Raw genomic sequence first — 21,490 nt, forward strand, 5'->3', positions numbered from 1 at the left:
CCACCACCGCCCACCACCCGTGTGTCGAGTACGGCCCGCAGGCCCGCCCGACTCCGTAGGATCGTCGCCATGAGGCAGGCAGACGGCACATACTTCGTGACGGCCGAAGAACTGGCCGCGTTCTACGACTCAGGCCAGAAGTACTGGTACATGCGTGACGACGGGTCGACGGACCTGTACTCCGACGAACTGATCATCACGCACGGCTGGCCGATCTATCTGATGGATCGCGACGAGAAGTGGTTCGCCAAGTGGGACGGCAATTACGAGAAGGCCGTCGAGGACGAGCTCAATCCGCATCTCCTCAAGAACTTCGAAGAGCTGATCACCGAGGGCGACTGGCCCAAGGATCACAACGAGTGACCTCAGTCCTCGTTGTCGGCGCCTAGTTGTTGTCGGCGCCTAGTTCCGGCGGTCCGCTGCGATAGGTGACCGGCGTACCCGACATTCGTATCGGGTTCGCGGTCGTCACGATCGCGCTGTCCGGGGTGGAGGCGCGCACGTCGATGCCGAGTTCGTCAGCGAAGTCAAAGGCCTCGGCTACCGAGTTGATCGGTCCCGCAGGCACTCCCGCCGCCGTGAATTCGGCATACCAGTGATCGGCGTCCTTGGTGACGAGCACGGCGGTGATCTCGTCAATCAACTCGTCGCGATGGGCGACCCGCGCCGAGTTCGACGTAAAGCGTTCGTCCGCAGCCAGTTCCGGGCGACCCAGCACCGCGACAGCCTTCTCGAACTGGCCGTTGTTGCCGACCGCCAACGCGATTGGACGGGTTGCCGTCGAGAACACCTGGTAGGGAGTGATACTGGGATGGCGGTTGCCCATTGGCGCAGGGACCACACCTGCGTTGAGAAACCCAGACGCCTGGTTGACCAACGACGACAACGACGCCGAGAACAGGTCGACGTCGACGCGCTGCCCCTGGCCGGTCCGGTCGCGATGGCGGAGTGCGGCAAGGATTCCCAAGCCCGCGTGCAGACCCGCGAGTACGTCGACGACGGCGACTCCTACCTTCACCGGCTCGTCGGGTCCCGATCCGGTGACACTCATCAATCCGCCGACCGCCTGAACCAGCAGGTCGTATCCGGGCAACGCTGCGCCCCCGTCACGACCGAATCCGGTGATCGAGCAGTACACGAGATCCGGTCTTTCCGAGCGTAATTGGTCGTATCCGAGACCGAGTCGCTCCATCGTCCCGGCCCGGAAGTTCTCGATCACGACGTCGGCCTGCAGCGCGATCTCGCGCGCACGGGCCAGATCGTCCGGATCGCGTAGGTCGAGCGTCACCGACTTCTTGTTGCGGTTGACGGACGCGAAATAGGTTGCGGTGCCGTCAGCGGTGAATGGCGGCCCCCACGTTCTGGTGTCGTCGCCCGCCCCCGGACGCTCGATCTTGACGACGTCGGCGCCGAGATCTGCGAGCATCATCGTCGCGTATGGCCCGGCAAGCACGCGGGTGAAGTCGGCGACAACGAGACCGTCGAGAGCTCCTGGCACCCAATCGTTCTCGGGTGATGAGCCTTCAGTAATTGACAACGCGACCCTCCTTGGGAGCCCGGTACATACGCCACAAAGTGCGAGGGATCTCGTGCAACGGCAGCCGGACCGGCCAATCGCGCGACCGGAGATACGCCTCCGTGCCGCCGTCGACCGTGACCACCGATCCCGACATGAAGTCGGCACCCGACGACAGCATGAGCATGACCCACGCAGCGAGCTGCTCCGACGTGCCGTACTCGCGCAACGGAACCGGGAACGACCGGACGTTCTTACCCGACGCCCCTTCGAGCTGCGCCTGCAGCAGCGGGGTCATCACGGGCCCAGGAGCGATGACATTGAGCCGGATACCCGCACCTGCCCAGTCGAGATCGGTACCGTGCACACGACACCATTGGGTCACAGCGAGTTTCGACGCCGCGTAAGCGACCGGTCCTGATAGCGCCCTACCGCGGCGTCGAATGATCGTGGCCGCGGCTGCGGCGTCGCCCTTCAGTAGTTTCCGCACCGCGGACTTCGGCACGAACGGTGTCGAGGTCGTCGAATTGGAACCGAAGACAACCACTTTCGCCTTGTTCGACGCCGCGAGCGCGTCGCGGAGCCCGGTGAGCAGTTCTGTGACACCGAGGGTGTTGACCTCGACAATCGCGCGTTCTGCACCCGCCCTGGGGCCGACTCCCGCGGCTAGCACGGCGCCGTCGAGTACACCGTCACAGAGCGCGAGAATGGCCGCTATTGCGGCGCGTCGACCGTCGGGCGTCGCGAGGTCGGCGATGATGTCGGCATCTCGTTGGTCGACGCCGATGACGGTGTGACCTTGTGTCCGAAGGGATTCCGCCACTGCCGAACCCATTCCGGAGGCGGCTCCGGTGACCACGTAGCGACGCGGAGCGTCGGCCATCGTGCCTCCTATCCGTGTCGCCGCCTGTCGCGGTCGTCGTCGGCCAGCGTACGGTCATACGCGTTGTTGAACGCGTGGAGTTGGCGAAACAGCGCCTCGGGAGATCCGGGACCCATGTCGGAGAGCACACGCTCGAGGCGTCGCGCGCGCAGCAGGCCGTCGTGCTCGAAAGCGTCGAGACCCGCTCTGGTCGGCCTGACCTGCTTGCTGATCGATCCCGCGACGTCGAAGCGCTCGAGGTGGCCGTGCTTGATCGCCGCGTTCACCTGCCGGTTGACGGTCGACTGCTCCAGTTGCATCGCGTCGGTCAACTGTCGGAGCGTGCGAGGTTTGCCGTCGGACAGTATCCACAGCAGGTTGAAAGCGGAGACCTCGAGGATCGAGTCGGGATCGACGTGCGAGCGACGACGGGTCATGCGGAGGAATTCCTCGGCGAGATCGCGATAAAGCGGCGACGGCCAGGGTGCGTAATCATCGCTCGAGTCGTCGGCGCCGCTCACGCGTTCCCTTGTCACACGAATTCCCTTCGCCCTCAACGCTGTCCAGTATGTCCGAAATATCCTAAGGGATTAGGCATATGTAGTTTACATATGTAGTGTGCATATCCCAAGGAGGTGTTCATGTCCGACACTCAATCATCCCCTGCTGCGGAGAATTCGCTGCCGCACGTGGAGAACAAGACCGCGACCGGCGCGGTCGCCACCGTGATCGTCCTCTGCCTCGGCGGACTCGTCGCCGCGTTGATGCAGACGCTCGTGATCCCGATCCAGCCTGAACTGCCACAGTTGCTCGGCACGTCGCGCTCGAACGCCTCGTGGGTCATCACCGCAACGCTGCTCGCCGCGGCCGTGGCCATGCCCATCGCGGGCCGACTCGGTGACATGTTCGGCAAGCAGCGCGTACTGGTCGGCTCGGGCGTCCTACTTGTCGTCGGCTCTGTTGTGTGTGCGCTCAGCGACTCGGTCATTCCGATGATCGTGGGACGCGCCATCCAGGGTCTCGCGATGGGCTTCATCCCCGTCGGTATCAGCTTGATGCGTGAGGTGACCCCACCGAAGATCACGTCGATGGCCATCGCCGCGATGAGTGCCACCCTCGGCGTTGGCGGCGCAATCGGTCTGCCGCTCTCGGCATGGATCGCGCAGACGTGGAACTGGCACGCCCTGTTCTGGGTTGCTGCGGCACTCGGCGCAGTCGTGCTGCTGCTGGTCATCTTCGTCGTGCCACATGTTCCCGACGCCGCGGGCGGTCGGCTCGACATCATCGGCGCGATCGGCCTGGCCATCGGTCTGTGTGCTGCGTTGATCGCAGTCTCGAAGGGAAATGACTGGGGTTGGGCATCGGGTACGACGCTCGGCCTTCTCGCGGCAGGCATCGTCGTCTTGATCGCCTGGGGCTTCTATCAGTTGCGCGCGTCCGACCCACTCGTCGACCTGCGCACCACCGCGCAGCCTGCGGTGCTGCTGACCAACATCGCCGCGATCGCGATCGGTTTCGGCATGATGGCGCAATCGGTCGTCATCCCAGCTCTGCTCGAGATGCCGAAGGAAACCGGGATCGGACTCGGCCAAACGATGCTGGCAGCGGGACTCTGGATGGCTCCCGGTGGCCTGATGATGCTGGTCTTCTCGCCGGTGTCGGGCATCCTGATCAACAAGATCGGCGCCAAGTACACCCTGGTGATCGGCGCTACCGTTCTCGGCGTCGGCTACCTGATCGCACTGTTCCTGATGAACTCGCCGTGGCAGCTGATGGTCGCGTCGATCATCGCGGCCTCCGGCGTCGGAATCGGGTACGCGGCCATGCCGACACTGATCATGGGTTCAGTTCCGATGACCAAAGCCGGTGCGGCAGTTGGCCTCAATGGCTTGATGCGATCGATCGGCACCACGGTGTCATCGGCCGTCATGGCGGTCCTGCTCACCACTGCAACGGTGTCGCTCGGCGGCCAGGACATGCCGTCGCACACGTCGTTCCGTCTGTGCTTCCTCGTCGGAGCGATCGCGGCGTTCGTCGGCGCCGCGATCACGCTCACGATTCCCAAGCGCGGCCCGCAGCCGGTACCGACTGCGGTGTCGTCGGACGACGCTCCGGCGGTGCCCGCCGCCAACTGACGGTCGGCAGATACGCGCACGAGCATCTCACCGAGAGTGGGGGACGAGTTCTCGTCCCCCACTTTTCGCGTTCACTCAGCGATGAGCCAGATAGTCCGGGCGTGGCGCGCCGGACGCGAAAGGTGCTTGCAGCGCATTCGATTTCGCATTGAACACGACGAAGAGGTTGCTGCGCGGATAGGGCGTGATGTTGCCCGACGACGCGTGCATGCAGTTCGAATCGAAATACAGCGCCGTACCCGCAGGGCCGGTGATCATGTCGATGCCATGCTCGTCCGCCAACGCCGTCACGTCGGATTCCTCGGGCGTCCCGAACGGCGGGCGGTACGACACCAGTGACTGATTGTGGTAGCCGTCTGGAGTCTGTCCGACGCACCCGACGAACTGCTCGTGGGAACCCGGGATGATCATCAACGCGCCGTTGGTGACGAGATTCGGGGTCAGAGCAAGCGAAACGCTGAGTGCACGCGGTGTCGGCATGCCGTCCTCGGCGTGCCACGTCTCGAAATCGGAGTGCCAGTAGAACGGGCCACCCGCAAATCCTGGTTTGAGGTTGATGCGACTCTGGTGGATGTAGACGTCGTCGCCAAGTATTTGCCTTGCGATACCGGCGATTTCGGTGCGATCACACATCTCGGCGATCGCGTCGCTGAGCTGGTGGACCGCGAAAAGTGAACGCACGTCGCCGCTCGACGACTCGCGAACCACGCGTTCATCGACGCCCAGCCTGTCGGTGATGGCCGCGACCTCTGTAAGGCACGTGTCGATGTCGCTGTCGGACAACACATTTTCGGCGACGTGGTAGCCACGGTCGCGGTAGCCGTCAACCTCGGCAACCGACAGCGGCCCTCGTGCGTCGTGCTCCCAGACGACAGGGTGTGGGCGGGGTTCTATCTCTCCGTGATCGGCAAGACGTGTTCGGTACACATCCACCGGGCGGCTGGCCGTTCGAGTTTCTGTGATCAACGCTGATCCTTCCCTCAATCTGCATTTCGCCATGTTCGAGTGCTCATGCAGCGGGGCCGCAGGGAAACTCGTACCGGCCTGCAGATGGCGGGTTGGCACGAAACCACGCCGCGGCCCATGCACTCGCGGAGTCTACGTACCCAAACCAGGCGCGTAAACCATCGAAGTGGTTCTCAGACCACCGAAAGGGCAGTGCCACCTGCACAGATGGCAAGAGGAATCAGTTCAGCCGCTCCCCCGTCTCGGGATGAAAGAGGTGTACCGCGCGATCGGCTTGGCGCAGTCGGATACCGTCGCCCCGCTTGGCCGGCGCGCGATCGGCCGAGCGGATCACCACGGTCATCGGATCGCCGTCGAGATTCCTGATCGAGTCGTCCACCAGGGACGCGTACACGTAGGTCTCACTACCGAGTTCCTCGAGAAGAGCGACGTCGGCGTCGATACCCGAATCTCCGTCGTCTGCCAGGGCGAGGTGCTCCGGCCGAATACCAACAGTCACTGATGACACGCCAGACTTACGCAGCGCCGCTTGAGATTCCGCGTCAAGATCCACACTTGCGTTACCGATCCCCACAGCGCCGTCGGTGACCGGAGCGGTGAACAGGTTCATCGACGGCGATCCGATGAAGCCGGCCACGAAGGCGTTACGAGGTCGGTCATACAGTTCGGTCGGAGTGGAGAACTGTTGCAGCACTCCGTTCTTCAGTACCGCAACCCGATCGCCCATCGTCATGGCCTCGACCTGGTCGTGGGTGACATACACCGTCGTGGTGCCGAGCCGACGCTGCAGTGCCGCGATCTGAGTTCTGGTTTGCACCCGCAGCTTGGCGTCGAGGTTCGACAACGGCTCATCCATGCAGAACACCTGCGGTTCACGCACGATCGCACGGCCCATCGCCACTCGTTGCCGTTGCCCGCCCGAGAGCTTTGCGGGTTTGCGATCGAGGAAGTCGGTGAGGTCGAGTAGCTTTGCCGCTTCGGCGACCTTGGCCTTACGCTCGTCTGCGGGTACTCCCCGCATCTTGAGCGCGAATCCCATGTTCTCCCCGACCGTCTTGTTGGGGTACAGCGCGTAGTTCTGGAACACCATCGCGATGTCCCGGTCCTTGGGTGCAACACCCACCATGCTGTTCCCGCCGATATGGATTGCGCCGGAGTCGATCTCTTCGAGCCCTGCGAGCATTCGAAGGGCAGTCGACTTGCCTGATCCCGACGGACCGACCAGAACGATGAACTCGCCGTCCTCGATATCGAGGTCGAGTGAGTCGACAGCCAGTTTCTCGGCGCCGGGATAGACGCAGCAGGCCTTGTCGTAGGTGATGGAAGCCATTGTGAACTCCTGTGTGTGCTGAAAGATGTTGGATTGTCTAGTGACTACTTGATGGCGCCGAAGGACAGGCCGCGGACGAGCTTGTTCTGCGCGATCCACCCGCAGACGACGACGGGAAGTGCGGTCAACACCGACGCCGCGGACAGTTGCGCCCAGTACAGTCCCTGCCCGGACATGAACCCGGTGAGGAAGACCGGCATGGTTTGCGCGTTGACCGCGGTCATGTTGACGGCGAAAAAGAACTCGTTCCACGAGAAGATGACGCATATCAGTGCAGTGGCGGCGATACCGGGTGAGATGAGCGGCAAGATCACCTCGCGCACGGCGGTCCACATACTCGCGCCGTCGATACTGGCCGCCTCCAAGAGTTCTCCGGGCACTTCGAGGAAGAACGACCGCATCATCCACACGGCAATCGGCAGGTTCATCGCCGTGTACAGAATGATCAACGTCCAGACGTTGTCGAGCATCCCCAGTTTTCCGACGATCACGTACAGCGGGATGATCGCCGCGACGATGGGCAACATCTTCGTACTGATGAAGAAGAACAACGCGTCCTTGGTCTTACGCACCGGGCGCAGCGACAGCGCGAAAGCTGCTGGTACACCGAGAAGCAACACCAGGATCGTCGAGACCACGGTGGCGCACAACGAATTCAGCAGCGGGGTGCCGATCCCGGCGTCGAACACATTGCGGAACTGCTGCAGGGTGGGCGTGAAGAAGAAGGTGGGCGGGTTGGTAGCCGCGTCACTCTCTTGCTTGAACGCCGTCAGCACCATCCACAACACCGGGAAGAAGAACCCGATGGCGAGTATCCAGGTGATCGCGGTCAGCACACCGCCGCGCGGATCGCGTCGACGTCGGATGGTCGGGGTCGGCGTCGAGGGAGACGTCGACGTTGTCGGGGTGGCGGTGGCGGTCATCAGGCTGCCTCCTCGGTTCCGGTGAATGATTTGAAGATCAGTCGAAGTGCCAGCGAGGCAACGACTATCGTCCCGATGACGGTGACGACACCCATCGCGGCGGCCTGGCCGATGTCGAATCCGAGGAACGCCCGCTGGTAGATGTAGAACGACAGGTTGGAACTGGCCACACCCGGCCCGCCCGCCGTCATCATGTAGACCGCATCGAAGGTGTTCACCAGATAGATCGCACCGAGTACTGTGCCCAGTTCGATGAAGCGACGCAGGTGCGGGAGCGTCAACTCGCGGAACAGCCGGAAGCTGGTCGCACCGTCGACTCGCGCTGCCTCCTGGATGTCGCGCGGCATCGACTGCAGCCCAGCGAGAATGAGAAGCATCATGAACGGCGTCCACTGCCAGATCAATTCGGCCATCACGCTCATGAGTGGGAACTGCGACAGCCAGTCGACGTGAATTCCCAAGGGGCTCAACGCCCAGTTCACCAAACCATTGGTCGGCGAGAGAAGGCTGGTCTTCCACAGAAGTGCCGCCGCAACGGGTGTCACCAGGAATGGGGTGATGAGCAGGGTGCGTACGATCCCTCGCCCCAAGAACTTTCGGTCGAGCAGCAGCGCGAAGAGCAGACCCAATGCGACCGAGATCAGCACCGTTCCCACAATCAGCACGATGGTGTTGAGCGTGACCTTCCAGAACTGACTATCGGAGAAGACGGCGCCGTAGTTGTCGAGTCCGACGAATCGACGCGAACCGGGGCGCACCAGATTCCAGGACTGTGTCGAGTAGTAGAGGGTGAACACGAACGGAATCTGTGTCACCACGATCATGAAGATCAGCGCGGGTAGCAGCGGTCCCCGCCTGCGCCAACCCTCGGCGCGCGTGATCTGGTCGCGCTTGGACGTTACCGCCTTACCCGAACCGGCATCGGGTTGCGCCGGCGGTGTCATGACTGCAGTCGCCATGGTCTACCTCTCCCTCTGATAGGACTTACCGACGACCTGCGCGTACTGCTGCGCCTGCTCCAGTGCGTCATGAACACTGATCTGACCTGCGATCGCGGCCGAGATCTGTTGGCTGACACGGGTACCGAGGTCCTGGAACTCTGGGATCGCGAGGAACTGGATTCCGGTGTAGGGCACCGGCTTGAGCGTCGGCTTGAGCTGATCTGCCGCCTGCATCGCCGACAGCGTCTGCTCGGCGAACGGCTGCGAGATCTTCTGATAAGCGGGCAACTGGTAGGTCGACATTCTGCTACCCGGCGGCACGTGCGTCGCACCGAGTGTTGTTGCGACGTGCTGGATGTAGCTCTTGTTGGTCATCCAGTCGATGAACTTCCAGGCGTCGTCCTTGTTGTCGCTGCTCGACGGGATACCGAGTGACCAGGTGTAGAGCCACCCGTTGTCATTCTTGGCCATGGTCGGCGCGGGTAGGTAGCCGACGTCGCCGGCGATCGTGGAGTCGTCTGGACTCTCGAGAACCGAGACCGCTGACGTGGCGTCGTACCACATCGCAACCTGCCCCTGCGACATCAGGTTTCCGCATTCTTGGAAACCGGAAGACGATGCGCCGGCCTCGCCGTACCTGCGAACGGTGTCGACATACATCTGCACCGCCGCCTCGACCTCCGGGCTGGTCAGTTGAGCGTTCCAGTCCTCGTCGAACCAACGTCCGCCGTACGCGTTGATCACCGTGTTGAGCGGCGCAAGCACCTCGCCCCATCCGGGCTTGCCACGTAGGCAGATTCCCGCTGTCTGGTCGTTGGTGAGACGGCGTGCTGCGTCGGCGACCTGTGGCCACGTCGGGGTGGCAGGTAGATTCACACCCGCCTTTGCGAAGAGCTTCTTGTTGTACATCAGAAACGACGACTCACCGTAGAAGGGCGCCGAGTACATCTGCCCGTTGTAGGAAAGTGCTGATTTGAGCGACGGTATGAAATCGTCTGCGTCGTAGGACGAATCGGCATTCATGTAGGGCGTCAGGTTGACCAGCCAGCCATATTTGGCCCACATGGGTGTCTCGTAGTTGCTGATCATCACCACGTCGAACTCGCCACCGCCGGTCGAGACCGACGCGGTGATCTTCGCTCGTGCCTCGTTCTCCGACAACGTCACGAACTTGACGTGCACACCCGGATTCTGTTGTTCGAACTGCTCGGAGAGCTTGACGGCGTCTTGCATCTGCGAGTTCGACACCATGGCGACGGTGACCTCTCGGCTGCCTCCGCCAAGCGAACCCGCGCCCGAACACCCGGTGACGAAAGCGAGTGATGCAGCGGCACACACCGCGGCAAGTATGTATGTCGTCCGTCGTCGCACAGCGCGATGGCTCCGGAGTCTCAGTGACCTCACTGTCGGCCTTTCTCTTGCGTGACAAGCCATTCGGCGGTTTCGGTATCGGTCACCAGAATGGTGGCGAAACCTCCGCGCAGGGCTCCGAGTATCGATTCACGGCGGTGAACTCCACCGGATACGAGAATGGATGTGGGACAAGCGCGCACGGCGTCGAGCGGCACAGAGACCGTCCGTTCCACGAGGCTCGATGAAACGGGCTCGCCCGCCGCGTCGTAGAAGCGTCCACCGATCTCTCCCACCGCGCCCAGCTCGATGAGCTCGTCGAGCACGATGGCGTCGATGTACGCACCCTCGAACAGCGTCGTCGAGGTGGACACGGAGCCCACTCCGAAGAGCATGATGTGAGCACCTCGCGCTGCGGAAAGCGATTGGGACAGAATCGAATCGCGGTTGAGGGCGGTAACGGTCTCTGCATCGACGTAGAGCGGGGCGACCAGCCGCAGTGGTTGCGCATGCAGTCGTTCGGAGAATCTCGCGAGCGCGTGATCGACGCCGGTGTGGTACTCGACGGATGTCATCGAACCATCCATCTGGACCACCCGTTGACACGACCCCGAGGCGCTCATCGCATCGGCGACCGCGACTTGTTCAGGGCCCCAGGTGAATCCGAATGTGTCCGTGGACTGGATGCGGCGTGCGAGGACCGAAGCCCCGGCCCGACCGAGTGCTGCGTTACCGGACGTGGTCCCGTCGGCGACCTCATCGATGACCAGCGCCTCGTCGAGTCCGAAAGCCCGCTCGACACTCCGCTCGAGATCGGTGTGAATCGACGCGGAGAGGTGCGGCGGAGCCGAGACCGTCACCTGAACGAGGCCCTGCGCCCGAGCACGTGCCACCAGCCGCCCGGCGGTCGGGCGTGAGACGCCGAGACGCGCGGCGATCTCGGCTTGGGTCAGGCCCTCGAGGTGGTACATCGTTGCCGCCCGGACCAGCAACCTCAGATCCGATCCACTATCCGACGTCGCGCGGGACGTCGAACGTGAAGAGGTACCGGCATCGGAATGCGTCGCCTCGGCTCGGGTCTGTGCCGGTGTCTTGTTGCGTGTCGCCATGAGCATCGCCTGTTCGCGTGATGTCGACCGGTGAGCATTTGCTCACTAGCGGTGAATATGCTCAATACGCTAACATTCGTAATGTGAGCCACGCAACATCCTCGACGACGAGTGATCAGGGACTCCACGCAATGCGGGCTTCGGTTCTCTCGCCTGGCCGACAGCTGACCGTGGAGACCAGACCCGTACCCCGACCCGGCCCCGGAGATGTCCTTGTGCAGGTCAGCGCGGTCGGAATATGCGGTTCGGACACGCACTACCTGCGCCACGGACGCATTGGTGAGCACGTGGTGCGCGAGCCGCTGATCCTCGGACACGAGGCCGCCGGGGTGATCGTCGACGTCGGAGCGGGTGTCCAATCCTCACGCATCGGCCAGCGCGTGTCGATAGAGCCACAGCGACCCGACCCGACGAGCACGGAGACGATGCGTGGTGACTACCACCTGTGCCCGGCCATGCGCTTCTACGGAACGCCCCCGGTCGACGGCGCACTGACCGAGTTCGTGACGATCGGTTCCGCATTCGCGCATGCCGTACCCGACGACGTGAGCGACGAGGCTGCCGCACTTTTCGAACCCCTGTCGGTCGGTCTCGCGTCGATCGCGAAAGCATCGGTTCGACTTGGTGATTCACTTCTGATCAGCGGAGCGGGGCCGATCGGGCTGATGTGCGCGCAGGTAGCCCGTGCAGCCGGGCTCTCGCGAATCGTCGTGAGCGAGCCCGACGAACAGCGCCGGTCGCAGGCACTCCGATTCGGGGCAACCGATGTCGCCGTTCCCGGCACGGCCATCGCACCCGTGGACGCATTCGTCGACGCGAGCGGCGCGCCGGCAGCGGTTACCGCGGGCATCTCCGCTCTTCGACCCGGAGGCCGTGCTGTGCTCGTCGGCATGGGTGCCGACACCATGGAACTGCCCATATCGTTGATACAGAACCGCGAGATCGTCCTGACGGGCGTCTTCCGCTATGCAAACACCTGGCCAACGGCGACCCGACTTGCCACCACCGGCGCCGTCGACCTCGACTCCATGGTCACCGCCCGTTTCGGACTCGACGAGCTGTCTGAGGCGCTCAACGCCGATCACATCACGGGGCATATCAAAGCTGTTGTGTATCCGGCACTCTCGCGCTACACCGAACCCCGACCCGACACCCGAAAGGCGCACTCGTGAGTATCCGGCTCAGCAACGATGCTCTTCCAGCAATCACCGACACCTCGACGCCCGGCTACGACCGCGCACACGTCACCGTCGGAATCGTCCATTTCGGTGTCGGCGGCTTTCACCGTGCGCACCAAGCAATGTATGTCGATCGCCTTCTCGCCGAACCCGAGGCACGATCGTGGGGTATCTGCGGTGTCGGTGTCCGGCCTGCCGATCAGGCGATGCGCGACGCCCTCGTGCCCCAGGACGGGCTCTACACATTGACCCTCAAGAGTCCTGATGGCGCTGTCGAGACCTCGGTGATCGGTTCGATCGTCGAGTATCTCTACGCCCCAGACGATCCCGAGACCGTCCTTGATCGGCTCGCCGATCCCGAAACCCGCATCGTGTCACTCACCGTCACCGAGGGCGGCTACAACTTCTCCCCTGCGACAGGTGAATTCGACGTCGAGAATCCCGCCATAGTCGCAGATCTGAGCGGAACTCAGTCTCTGACAACGGTTTTCGGGCTGGTGACTGAAGCTCTCGCACGCCGACGTGCACGCGGACTTCCGTCGTTCACCGTGATGTCGTGCGACAACATCCAGGGCAACGGGCACATCGCCCGCTCGACGTTCCTCGCCTACGCGCATCTGCGTGATCCTGAGCTCGCCCGGTGGATCGACACCCGCACGTCGTTTCCCAATTCGATGGTCGACAGGATAACGCCGGTCACCCCACCTGAACTGGCGGCGGAGGTCGAGGCACGCACCGGCATCGTCGACAACTGGCCCGTCGTCGCCGAGCCATTCACCCAATGGGTCCTCGAGGACTCGTTCAGCAACGGACGACCCGCGCTGGAAAACGTCGGTGTACAGATCGTCGACGACGTCACGCCGTACGAGCTCATGAAGTTACGTCTGCTCAATGCGAGCCACCAAGCGTTGTGCTACTTCGGTTACCTACTCGGCTACCGCTACGTTCACGACGCCGCAATCGATTCCGACATCCGTGAACTGTTGCGCCGCTACATGCTCGACGAGGCAGAACCGGCACTTGCACCATTGCCCGGTGTCGACGTCAACGCATATATAGACACACTTCTCGAGCGCTTCGCCAATCCCGCCATCGCCGACACGATCGCACGCCTGTGCCAGGATTCCTCAGACCGAATTCCCAAGTGGCTCGTACCCGTGATTCGCGAGCGGCTCGGCGCGGGTGGCAACGTCGATCTTGCCGCTGCCGTGGTGGCGAGTTGGACTCGATATGCCGAAGGCATCGACGAGAACGGCGATGCGATTGATGTCGTCGATCCGAAGGCCGACGAGCTCGTGCCACTGGCACAGAAGTCGCGGACCGAACCGCTCGCCTTCGTGTCGGAACGAGGGCTCTTCGGCGAACTCGCTGACCATGACGGCTTCACCACGCCCTACCTGTGGGCGCTGGAAACTCTGCGTACCAAGGGTTCCCGCGAGACCCTGAAGGACTTGCTCTCATGACACTCGTGGCGGGGATCGACTCGTCGACGCAATCCTGCAAGGTCGTGATCTGTGATGCCGAGACCGGCACCGTCGTTCGCTCAGCGCGCGCGCCACACCCGCCGGGTACCGAAGTAGATCCCGAGCTCTGGTGGACTGCGTTGCGCGAGGCCGTCTCCGCCGCAGGCGGCCTCGACGACGTCGCGGCCGTGTCCGTGGCCGGACAGCAACACGGCATGATCTGCCTGGACGAGTCGGGCAGGGTGATTCGAAATGCATTGTTGTGGAACGACACCCGGTCAGCGACGAGCGCCGCCGACCTGATCGACGAGCTCGGCGGACCCGAGAAGTGGGCGGAAGCGGTCGGCGTCGTCCCGGTTGCCTCGATCACTGCGGCAAAGCTACGTTGGCTCGCCGACAATGAGCCTCAGAACGCCGACATAACTGCCGCTGTGTGTCTTCCCCACGATTGGCTGACGTGGAGACTGTCCGGGTCGAACGACATCGCCACACTGACCACCGACCGCAGCGATGCTTCGGGAACGGGATACTTCAGCGCGGCCCGAGGCGAATACCGCCTCGACCTTCTTGAACTTGCACTGCGCGGACGAACTCCGTTGTTGCCCGAAGTGATCGGGCCTGAACAGGCCGCCGCAGGAATCCCTGGTGGCGCGCTACTCGGCGCGGGACTCGGCGACAACGCCGCCGCTGCACTCGGACTACAGGCCGGTCCGGGCGACGCGATTGTCTCGCTGGGTACCTCCGGAGTCATCAGTGCTGTCACCGATGTCGCGCCGTGCGATCCATCCGGCATTGTCGCGGGGTTCGCCGATGGCACCGGCCGCCATCTGCCGTTGGTGTGCACGCTGAACGGTGCACCGGTTCTCGCCGCAACCGCGAGAATGCTCGGCGTCGACCTCGATGAGTTTGCACGACTGGCGATCTCGGCCCCCGCAGGCGCACACGGATTGCGTCTCGTGCCCTACTTCGCCGGAGAGCGATCACCGAACCTGCCCGATGCGACTGGATCGCTGACGGGGATCACGACCGAGAACTTCACGGCGCCATCGGTCGCACGTGCTGCCGTTGAAGGACTACTCGGCTCGCTGGTGTGGTGCCGGGAGCAGATCGAGGCGCAGGGTGTCGACGTCGAGAGAGTCCTTCTCATCGGAGGTGGAGCGAAGTCGCCGGCGATACGTGCCGTCGCACCATCAGTCTTCGAAGGCACCGTCATTTTTCCCGCCGAAAGTGAATGGGTCGCACTCGGGGCGGCCCGACAGGCTGCCTGGACACTGACCGGGCATCTGCCGGGGTGGTCGGTGGCGACGTAGCGGATATGAGCTATTCCCCGTCCTTCAGCTCACTCCTGGCCGGAGTCCATGATCTCGGCGACCCGTCGTGCAGGGTCGGCAAGTAATCGGACCAGCGTCTCCGGGTTCTCGATGTGCTTGGCGGGCGCGGCGATGGTGAGCGCGGCGACCAGCGTCGAATCTGCTCCCCACACCGGCACCGAGACACAGCCGAAATTGGGGATGAACGAACCGATTTGGCTCGCGTGCGTCGGTGCCGCGGCCGGATGCCCGGAACCGATGGCGGTCATCAGCCTGCCCGCGGCGGAAGCAGTCAGATCGTGGAGAAGCCTGCCGGGATCACTGAGCGGGTAGTCCGGATCAATGTCCAGCAGGCTCAGCCTGGCCCGCGACGTCCCCGCGCGGTGGCAACCGAACAGGTGCACACCGAACCGCAGACCCGCGCGCACCTCGTCGAGAGCGGTGCGGAGCTGGTCGGAGACCGGCGGCCCGGCAGCGGCGCCGATCATGCGATCAATTCTGGCGCCGAGCGCGAAGCCGCCCAAGTCGGGCGTGCGGACCAAATACTCCTCCTGCGCAAGCAAATTCACGAGACGGTACGTCGCCGACTTCGACAATCCGAGATGCCTGGACAACTCGACTGCGGTCACACCCGGCCCCATCGTCGCGACCTCTTCAAGGATCTGCAGTGCGTTGATCACCGATTTCGACGACGAGTCGCCCCCGAAGGCAGGACTCATCGCGACGGTCCGCCACTGACTGCGGCGTCGGCCTCGAGGTGTCCACTGAACACCTCTGAGCGCATTGGTGTTTCGTGAATTCCTATGCGAGCTGTGACCAGTGGCCGAATGCGACGCAGCGTCACGTAGCCGACTGCCGCCAGCGCCAGCCAGACCAATGCACCGATGATTCCCGGTGCCCAGGTGCCGCCGATGTTCGTCGCGACGAACACCACGAGGATGCCGCCGAATCCGACCGCGGCGAGCCCGGCGATCACCGTCGTCCGACGTTGTAGTTCACCGGTTTTGCGCAGAAAGGCAGGCGCCGCAACGCAGACCAGAACGTAGGCGACCATGAATCCGATGGCAGGTGCTGCCGCCATCGAGCCGCGCATGGAACTCTCCGACGCACCCGCAGCCAGGGATATGACAATGACCGCGACCATCACGAGCAGGCTCACAACCACGCCGACGACCGGCGTTTTGAAACGCGGATGTGTGTAACCGAGTCGGCTGGGGAGCACGCTCTCTCGGGCCAGCGACAGCAGAGTTCGGGTCAGCGCCGTCGTACTTGCAAGCGCACACGCAAGAAACGATGCACACACGCCGAGATTCACCAGTGGGGCAACCCACGACGCCCCGATGCTCTCGGTGAGCACGTCGACGTTTCCCTCGCCGAGCGCGGAGATGCCGTCGAGCACGGTCGCTCCGCCCGCCTGTGCCAGTGTCGCGATGAGAACCACGACGGCTCCGACGAACAGCGAGGCGTTGATCGCCCGTGGGATGGTGCGCAGCGGACGCTTCGCTTCGACCGACAGTGTTGCGGCGCTTTCGAATCCGATGATTCCGCACGTCGCGACGGCTACGCCCGCGAGGTAGTGCGACCATCCGGTCGGCACCGCAACCGCTGAACGCACCGACATGTGGTCCCAGTTGCGTGCGACCAACACTCCGACAAGGGTCAACAATCCTGCGACCGCAACGGCCTCGATGATCAGCCCGACCCGCGCCGAGACTCGGACCCCGCGAATCAAGAGAACAGCCATGGCCGCCGCGATCCCCGCGACGGCAAGACACATCGTCAGCGTCGACGGTGCCGTGACCCCGAATATCCGCAACCCATAGGCTGCGGTCTGCGACAGCGTGAACATCGCCAGCGACCCGTAGCCGAGCGTCATCGCGGCCGCGGTGGCAGCGCCTGCGGAGGGGCCGAGGCCCTTGGCCGCATAGGTGTAGAGAGCGCCCGGAGCAACCACGCGCGACGCGAAGATGCCGAGCGTCGATGCGACCAACGCACAGAGCACGGTAGCCGTGACGACGCACCACACCAGCGGCGCATTCGCCTGGCCGAGCAGCATGGGTATCGTTGCGGCTGCAGCGCATGGCGCCATGACGGCGACCGACTGCGCTACCACATCGGTGAATCCGAGACTTCGACGATCAAGCCCGACCAACTGGGTGCGAGCGCCCAGACGTAGTCGCGCACGAACGCGATCTCTGGCTGGTCCCGGCATAGCGCGGACGCTAACCACAGCGTGTTTCCGCCGTGTTACTCGATGGTGTTGTGGGCGTGACACGCAACGGGTCTCGGCGTCGAGCGTCGTCCCACGAAGGTGTCCAGACGTGTTACCGCGGGGCAACGACGCCGCGACGGGGCGGTCAGAACATATATGCACGGGCATCGACGCCCAGTCCTCACGACATCTCCTTGCACGATTCCTTGCACGATGTCGCCCGTCTGATCGCAGAAGAGAATCACATGACATCTATCGATAGCGGCGCTGCCACCGCCAGTTCACCAGGCTCGTCTCGATCCCTGCAGGGGTCGCTCGGCGTCGGAGCCATCGTCTTCATGGTGGTCGCCGCGGCCGCTCCCCTGACCGTCGTCGGCGGTGGTGTGCCCGTCGCGTTCCTGCTCGGCAATGGCGCAGGCGTGCCGTCGATGTTCGTCATCGCCGCCGTCGTCCTGCTGCTCTTCTCGGTGGGGCTGAGCACGATGGCCCGCTACATCCCGCGTCCGGGCGCCTTCTTCACCTATGTCGGTTACGGACTCGGCAGGCCTCTCGGACTCGGCACCGCGCATCTGGCGCTACTGACCTACACGATGATCCAGGCAGCGGTGTACGGCCTGATCGGCGTGCTGATCTCCTCCGGCGTCTCCGACCTCGGCGGACCGTCGATCGCCTGGTGGGTGTGGGCACTGGTGATCACTGCGTTCACCGGCATCCTCGGATACCGGCACATCGAGTTGAGTTCCAAGGTCCTCGGTCTGCTGCTCATCGCAGAGATCGGGATCGTGCTGATCCTCGATATCGCCATCATGGCCAAGGGTGGCAACCAGGGACTCTCGATGGCTTCGTTCAAGCCGTCCGAGGTGATGTCGGGTGCACCCGGCATCGGCCTGATGTTCGCCGTCGCCGGATTCATCGGCTTCGAGGCAACCGCGATCTTCCGCAACGAGGCCCGTGACCCCGACCGCACCATCCCGCGCGCCACCTACGTCTCCGTCCTGCTCATCGGTGTCTTCTACGCCTTCTCGTCCTGGGCACTCGTGATGGCGTGGGGACCGGACAACGTGGTCGCCGCTGCCGCCAAGGACCCGTCAGGCATGATCATGGCGACGGCGCAGACCTACCTGGGCACCTGGGCGTCGACGACGGTCAACGTCCTGCTGATCACGAGCCTCTTTGCGTGCATCCTCAGCTTCCACAACGTGATCTCGCGCTACCAGCATTCGATGGCCTCGGCGACGGCCATGCCGTCGAAGCTGGGCACGGTGCACCCGAATCACCTGTCGCCCCACGTCAGTTCGTTCGTGCAGACCATCACCGCGGCACTGCTCATCGTCGTCTTCGCCGCCTTGTCTCTCGACCCCGAACTCGAGGTCTTCGCCTGGTTCTCCGGCGTCGCAACTCTGGGCATCGTCGTGCTGATGGCACTGACCTGCCTCGCGGTGCTGGTGTACTTCCGCCGCAACAACATTCAGGCCGGCCTCTGGCGAGCGGTAATCGCGCCGACGCTCGGGTTCATCGGACTCATCACCATCCTCGTGGCGGTCATCTGGAACTTCCCGACGCTGATCGGCGGTTCGCAGTCGCTTGCCGACTTCTTCATTGCTCTTGTTGTCGCGGCACTCGTGCTGGGCGTAGTCCAGGCACTGATCATGCGACGCCGCAACGTCGTTGCGTACGACTCCCTGACCTCGGCCATCGCGGTCTGACCCCCTTTCCCTAAGCACAGAACAGGAAAACCCATGACCTCCATCGACTTTCGCTATCTCTCCGAACCCGACATGATCGCCGCAGGCGTCACCGACATGGCCGCGTGCGTCGACGCCATGCAGGAGACCTTCGTACTGCTGCATTCCGGCGACTACCGCATGGCGGGCACCAACAGTGACTCCCACGGCGCAATGGTCACCTTCCCCGACGAGTCCCCGTTCGAGACCATGCCCAAGAACACGGCGGATCGTCGTTTCATGGCAATGCCCGCCTACCTCGGCGGCAGCTTCGGCACGAGCGGTATGAAGTGGTACGGCTCCAACATCGCCAACCGCGAGAAGGGCCTGCCACGGTCGATTCTGATGTTCATGCTCAACGACACCGACACCGGTGCTCCGCTGGCATTGATGTCGGCAAACCTGTTGTCGGCGTACCGAACCGGCGCTGTGCCCGGTGTCGGCGCGCGATTCCTGGCACGCGAGGACGCACAGGTCGTCGGCATCGTCGGCCCCGGCGTCATGGCGCGGACATCGCTGGCCGCGTTCATGGCGACCTGCCCCAAGATCGACACCGTCAAGGTGAAGGGCCGCAGCCGCAGCAGCCTCGACAACTTCGCCGGTTGGGTTGCGCAGGAGTACCCGCAATTGACGGTCATCGAAGTCGACGACATCGAGGATGCCGTGCGCGACAGCGACATCGTCACCTACTGCACCTCGGGCGAGATCGGCGACCCGTCGACCTATCCCCTCGTCCGCCGCGACTGGCTCAAGCCGGGAGCGTTCTTGAGCATGCCCGCCAGCTGCGAGATCGACGAGGGACTCAAGGCATCCGACGTCCGCAAGGTCGTCGACAACATCGGCCTCTACGACGCATGGTTCGACGAGACCGAATACCCCTCGCACAACTCGATTCCCATCATCGGCTGCAAGTTCATGGACATGATCCACGACGGCTCCATGCCGCGTGAGGAGCTCGTCGATCTGGGCGCGGTTGCAGCGGGCGCCGTCGAGGGGCGACGCAACGACGACGAGATCGTGATCCTGTCCGTTGGCGGCATGCCCGTCGAAGACGTCGCCTGGGGCACCGTCGTGTACCGCAACGCGGTGGAGCGCGGCATCGGAACCCCGCTGAACCTGTGGGAAAGCCCGGCCCTGTCATGAGCGATGTTTCTGTGGCCGCACACCATTCGGTCATCGTCGTCGGGCTCGGTTCCATCGGTTCGATGACGTTGTGGCAGTTGGCAAAGCAAGGTGTTGACGTCCTCGGTATCGAGCAGTTCGGCCGCGTGCACACCGAGGGTGCGTACGCGGGTGAGTCGCGATTGTTCCGCGTCGCAGCGAAAGAGGGTGAGCTGTTCACTCCCGCGCTGCTACGGTCGCGCGAACTGTGGCAGGAACTCGGGGCCGAATACGGACGCGACATCCTGCTCCCCGCAGGCGCACTCAGCGTCGCACCGTCGGATCATCCCGATCTGCAGCCGACACTCGCATCGATCGAGCACTTCGACCTGCCGCACGAGATTCTCGACGCTACGCAGATGCGACATCGCCTCCCGCAGTTCCACATCGAGGACGACGACATCGGCGTACTCGACCTCCTCGGCGGCGCCATGCGTCCGGAGATGGCCGTTGCGGCCGCCACCGACCAGGCGTTCTCACACGGGGCGTCGGCAATCTACGACACCGAAGTGCTCGACATCGTGGAGACATCGAACGGCGTTCTCGTGCGCACAAGTCGCGGTGAGTTCACCGCCGACCGCGTCGTCGTGACCGCTGGTCCGTGGACTGCTCGACTGCTCCCCGATCTGCGAGACGTGGTGCAGACGAAGACCTTTGCGTTGACGTGGCTCATGCCGCGCCACGTAGAGCGGTTCACGCCCGACGTCTTCCCCGGATTCATGCGTGACCTCGACGACGTGCACGCCTTCGGAGTACCGACACTCGACGGCTACAGCATCAAGATCTGCCCGCACATTGACTTCGACGCATTCGACGACTGGGCCGACCGACCGACGACGCTGAGCCGCGAACAACTCCGGTGGATCGGTGAGCAGGCGGCACGCATGATCCCCGACCTGATCCCCGACGTCGTGCGATGGTCGTTGCATTCGGATTCGTGGACGCCGACCAAGATGCCGATCATCGACAGCGTCGGCGACGGCGTAATCGTGGGAACAGCGTTCAGCGGCAATGGATTCAAGTTCGCGCCGGTGTGGGGTGAATGCCTGGCCGCGCTTGCGACGGGCGGGCCGAACCCATTCGGCGACGACGCGTTCAGCGTCGCGGGGCACCGGGAGGTGGCGTTGGCTTGAGCACGCCGGGGCCGAGCGCCCACGGTAGTCACGCTCCTCTCTCTCGATTGGTGAGAGCCACACGCGGCTCGTAGCCAGGGACCGCTCGCATTGCTGTTGATTTATGATTACTCGCACGACGAAGCAGCTCTGCCAATTGATGTCAAGCCGTCCCCGTTGAAGGACACTGAAGTATCT

19 protein-coding genes are annotated in these 21,490 nt (G+C 63.6%); 8 read left to right on the forward strand and 11 right to left on the reverse strand.

The window, feature by feature from the left end:
* The first annotated feature begins 69 nt into the window (after positions 1-69).
* Positions 70-363 (forward strand): hypothetical protein, encoded by a 294-nt coding sequence (locus A5785_RS09000; RefSeq protein WP_049700058.1) that lies wholly within the window; start codon positions 70-72, stop codon positions 361-363.
* Between the two features lie 22 nt (positions 364-385).
* Here A5785_RS09000 and A5785_RS09005 read toward each other — a convergent pair whose 3' ends face one another.
* Genes A5785_RS09005 through A5785_RS09015 form a run of 3 tightly spaced genes read right to left on the reverse strand, consistent with a single transcriptional unit; the run spans position 386 to position 2,914 of the window.
* Positions 386-1,537: a CaiB/BaiF CoA transferase family protein gene (locus A5785_RS09005; RefSeq protein WP_064865972.1), complete on the reverse strand. Its 1,152-nt coding sequence runs from the start codon at positions 1,535-1,537 to the stop codon at positions 386-388.
* A complete protein-coding gene (locus A5785_RS09010; RefSeq protein ID WP_064865973.1) occupies positions 1,524-2,399 on the reverse strand; it encodes an SDR family oxidoreductase in 876 nt (291 codons plus the stop codon). Before A5785_RS09010 ends, A5785_RS09005 begins: the two co-directional genes overlap by 14 nt.
* 8 nt (positions 2,400-2,407) lie before the next feature.
* The gene (locus A5785_RS09015) at positions 2,408-2,914 is read right to left on the reverse strand and encodes a MarR family winged helix-turn-helix transcriptional regulator (RefSeq protein ID WP_064865975.1); all 507 of its coding nucleotides are present in this window, start codon (positions 2,912-2,914) and stop codon (positions 2,408-2,410) included.
* Positions 2,915-3,019: 105 nt separating this feature from the next.
* Between A5785_RS09015 and A5785_RS09020 the strand changes: the two genes are divergently transcribed.
* Positions 3,020-4,513, forward strand: a complete 1,494-nt coding sequence (locus tag A5785_RS09020; protein ID WP_064866200.1) for an MFS transporter — start codon at positions 3,020-3,022, stop codon at positions 4,511-4,513.
* A 75-nt stretch (positions 4,514-4,588) separates the two neighbouring features.
* Here the strand turns inward: A5785_RS09020 and thpD are convergent, their stop codons facing one another.
* The 6 genes from thpD to A5785_RS09050 all read right to left on the reverse strand — a co-directional run bounded on the left by thpD (position 4,589) and on the right by A5785_RS09050 (position 11,138).
* A complete protein-coding gene (thpD, locus tag A5785_RS09025; RefSeq protein WP_231895456.1) occupies positions 4,589-5,479 on the reverse strand; it encodes an ectoine hydroxylase in 891 nt (296 codons plus the stop codon).
* A 220-nt stretch (positions 5,480-5,699) separates the two neighbouring features.
* Positions 5,700-6,809: an ABC transporter ATP-binding protein gene (locus tag A5785_RS09030; RefSeq protein WP_049700063.1), complete on the reverse strand. Its 1,110-nt coding sequence runs from the start codon at positions 6,807-6,809 to the stop codon at positions 5,700-5,702.
* 44 nt (positions 6,810-6,853) lie between these two features.
* Complete coding sequence (locus tag A5785_RS09035; RefSeq protein ID WP_064865979.1) at positions 6,854-7,732, reverse strand: carbohydrate ABC transporter permease; 879 nt, start codon at positions 7,730-7,732, stop codon at positions 6,854-6,856.
* Positions 7,732-8,676, reverse strand: a complete 945-nt coding sequence (locus tag A5785_RS09040) for a carbohydrate ABC transporter permease (RefSeq protein WP_231894201.1) — start codon at positions 8,674-8,676, stop codon at positions 7,732-7,734. The genes A5785_RS09035 and A5785_RS09040 overlap by 1 nt, the downstream gene beginning before the upstream one ends.
* A gap of 18 nt (positions 8,677-8,694) precedes the next feature.
* Entirely contained in the window at positions 8,695-9,924 is a 1,230-nt protein-coding gene (locus A5785_RS09045) for an ABC transporter substrate-binding protein (protein WP_431817067.1), read from the reverse strand.
* A 149-nt stretch (positions 9,925-10,073) separates the two neighbouring features.
* A complete protein-coding gene (locus A5785_RS09050; RefSeq protein ID WP_156525519.1) occupies positions 10,074-11,138 on the reverse strand; it encodes a sugar-binding transcriptional regulator in 1,065 nt (354 codons plus the stop codon).
* A 125-nt stretch (positions 11,139-11,263) separates the two neighbouring features.
* Between A5785_RS09050 and A5785_RS09055 the strand changes: the two genes are divergently transcribed.
* From A5785_RS09055 to A5785_RS09065, 3 genes are read left to right on the forward strand one after another with little or no spacing between them, the layout of a single operon-like run.
* Positions 11,264-12,304 carry an NAD(P)-dependent alcohol dehydrogenase gene (locus A5785_RS09055; protein ID WP_064865984.1) on the forward strand — a complete coding sequence of 347 codons (1,041 nt, stop codon included), beginning with the start codon at positions 11,264-11,266 and terminating at the stop codon, positions 12,302-12,304.
* Positions 12,301-13,773 carry a mannitol dehydrogenase family protein gene (locus A5785_RS09060; RefSeq protein ID WP_064865986.1) on the forward strand — a complete coding sequence of 491 codons (1,473 nt, stop codon included), beginning with the start codon at positions 12,301-12,303 and terminating at the stop codon, positions 13,771-13,773. Before A5785_RS09055 ends, A5785_RS09060 begins: the two co-directional genes overlap by 4 nt.
* Positions 13,770-15,083 carry a xylulokinase gene (locus A5785_RS09065; RefSeq protein ID WP_082937974.1) on the forward strand — a complete coding sequence of 438 codons (1,314 nt, stop codon included), beginning with the start codon at positions 13,770-13,772 and terminating at the stop codon, positions 15,081-15,083. The genes A5785_RS09060 and A5785_RS09065 overlap by 4 nt, the downstream gene beginning before the upstream one ends.
* 29 nt (positions 15,084-15,112) lie before the next feature.
* Here the strand turns inward: A5785_RS09065 and A5785_RS09070 are convergent, their stop codons facing one another.
* Together A5785_RS09070 and A5785_RS09075 are read right to left on the reverse strand one after the other, a co-directional pair.
* Positions 15,113-15,802 carry a helix-turn-helix domain-containing protein gene (locus tag A5785_RS09070; RefSeq protein ID WP_064865988.1) on the reverse strand — a complete coding sequence of 230 codons (690 nt, stop codon included), beginning with the start codon at positions 15,800-15,802 and terminating at the stop codon, positions 15,113-15,115.
* The gene (locus A5785_RS09075) at positions 15,799-17,295 is read right to left on the reverse strand and encodes an APC family permease (RefSeq protein ID WP_064865990.1); all 1,497 of its coding nucleotides are present in this window, start codon (positions 17,293-17,295) and stop codon (positions 15,799-15,801) included. The genes A5785_RS09070 and A5785_RS09075 overlap by 4 nt, the downstream gene beginning before the upstream one ends.
* A gap of 245 nt (positions 17,296-17,540) precedes the next feature.
* Here A5785_RS09075 and A5785_RS09080 point away from each other — a divergent pair, with 245 nt between their 5' ends.
* The 3 genes from A5785_RS09080 to solA are packed head-to-tail and all read left to right on the forward strand — an operon-like array spanning position 17,541 to position 21,313.
* A complete protein-coding gene (locus A5785_RS09080; RefSeq protein ID WP_064866206.1) occupies positions 17,541-19,001 on the forward strand; it encodes an APC family permease in 1,461 nt (486 codons plus the stop codon).
* A gap of 33 nt (positions 19,002-19,034) precedes the next feature.
* Positions 19,035-20,162: a tyramine oxidase subunit B gene (locus A5785_RS09085; protein WP_064865992.1), complete on the forward strand. Its 1,128-nt coding sequence runs from the start codon at positions 19,035-19,037 to the stop codon at positions 20,160-20,162.
* Positions 20,159-21,313 carry an N-methyl-L-tryptophan oxidase gene (gene solA, locus A5785_RS09090; protein WP_064865994.1) on the forward strand — a complete coding sequence of 385 codons (1,155 nt, stop codon included), beginning with the start codon at positions 20,159-20,161 and terminating at the stop codon, positions 21,311-21,313. The genes A5785_RS09085 and solA overlap by 4 nt, the downstream gene beginning before the upstream one ends.
* The last annotated feature ends 177 nt before the right edge of the window (positions 21,314-21,490 follow it).

Source organism: Gordonia sp. 852002-50395_SCH5434458, assembly GCF_001665905.1.
Lineage (GTDB): Bacteria > Actinomycetota > Actinomycetes > Mycobacteriales > Mycobacteriaceae > Gordonia > Gordonia jacobaea.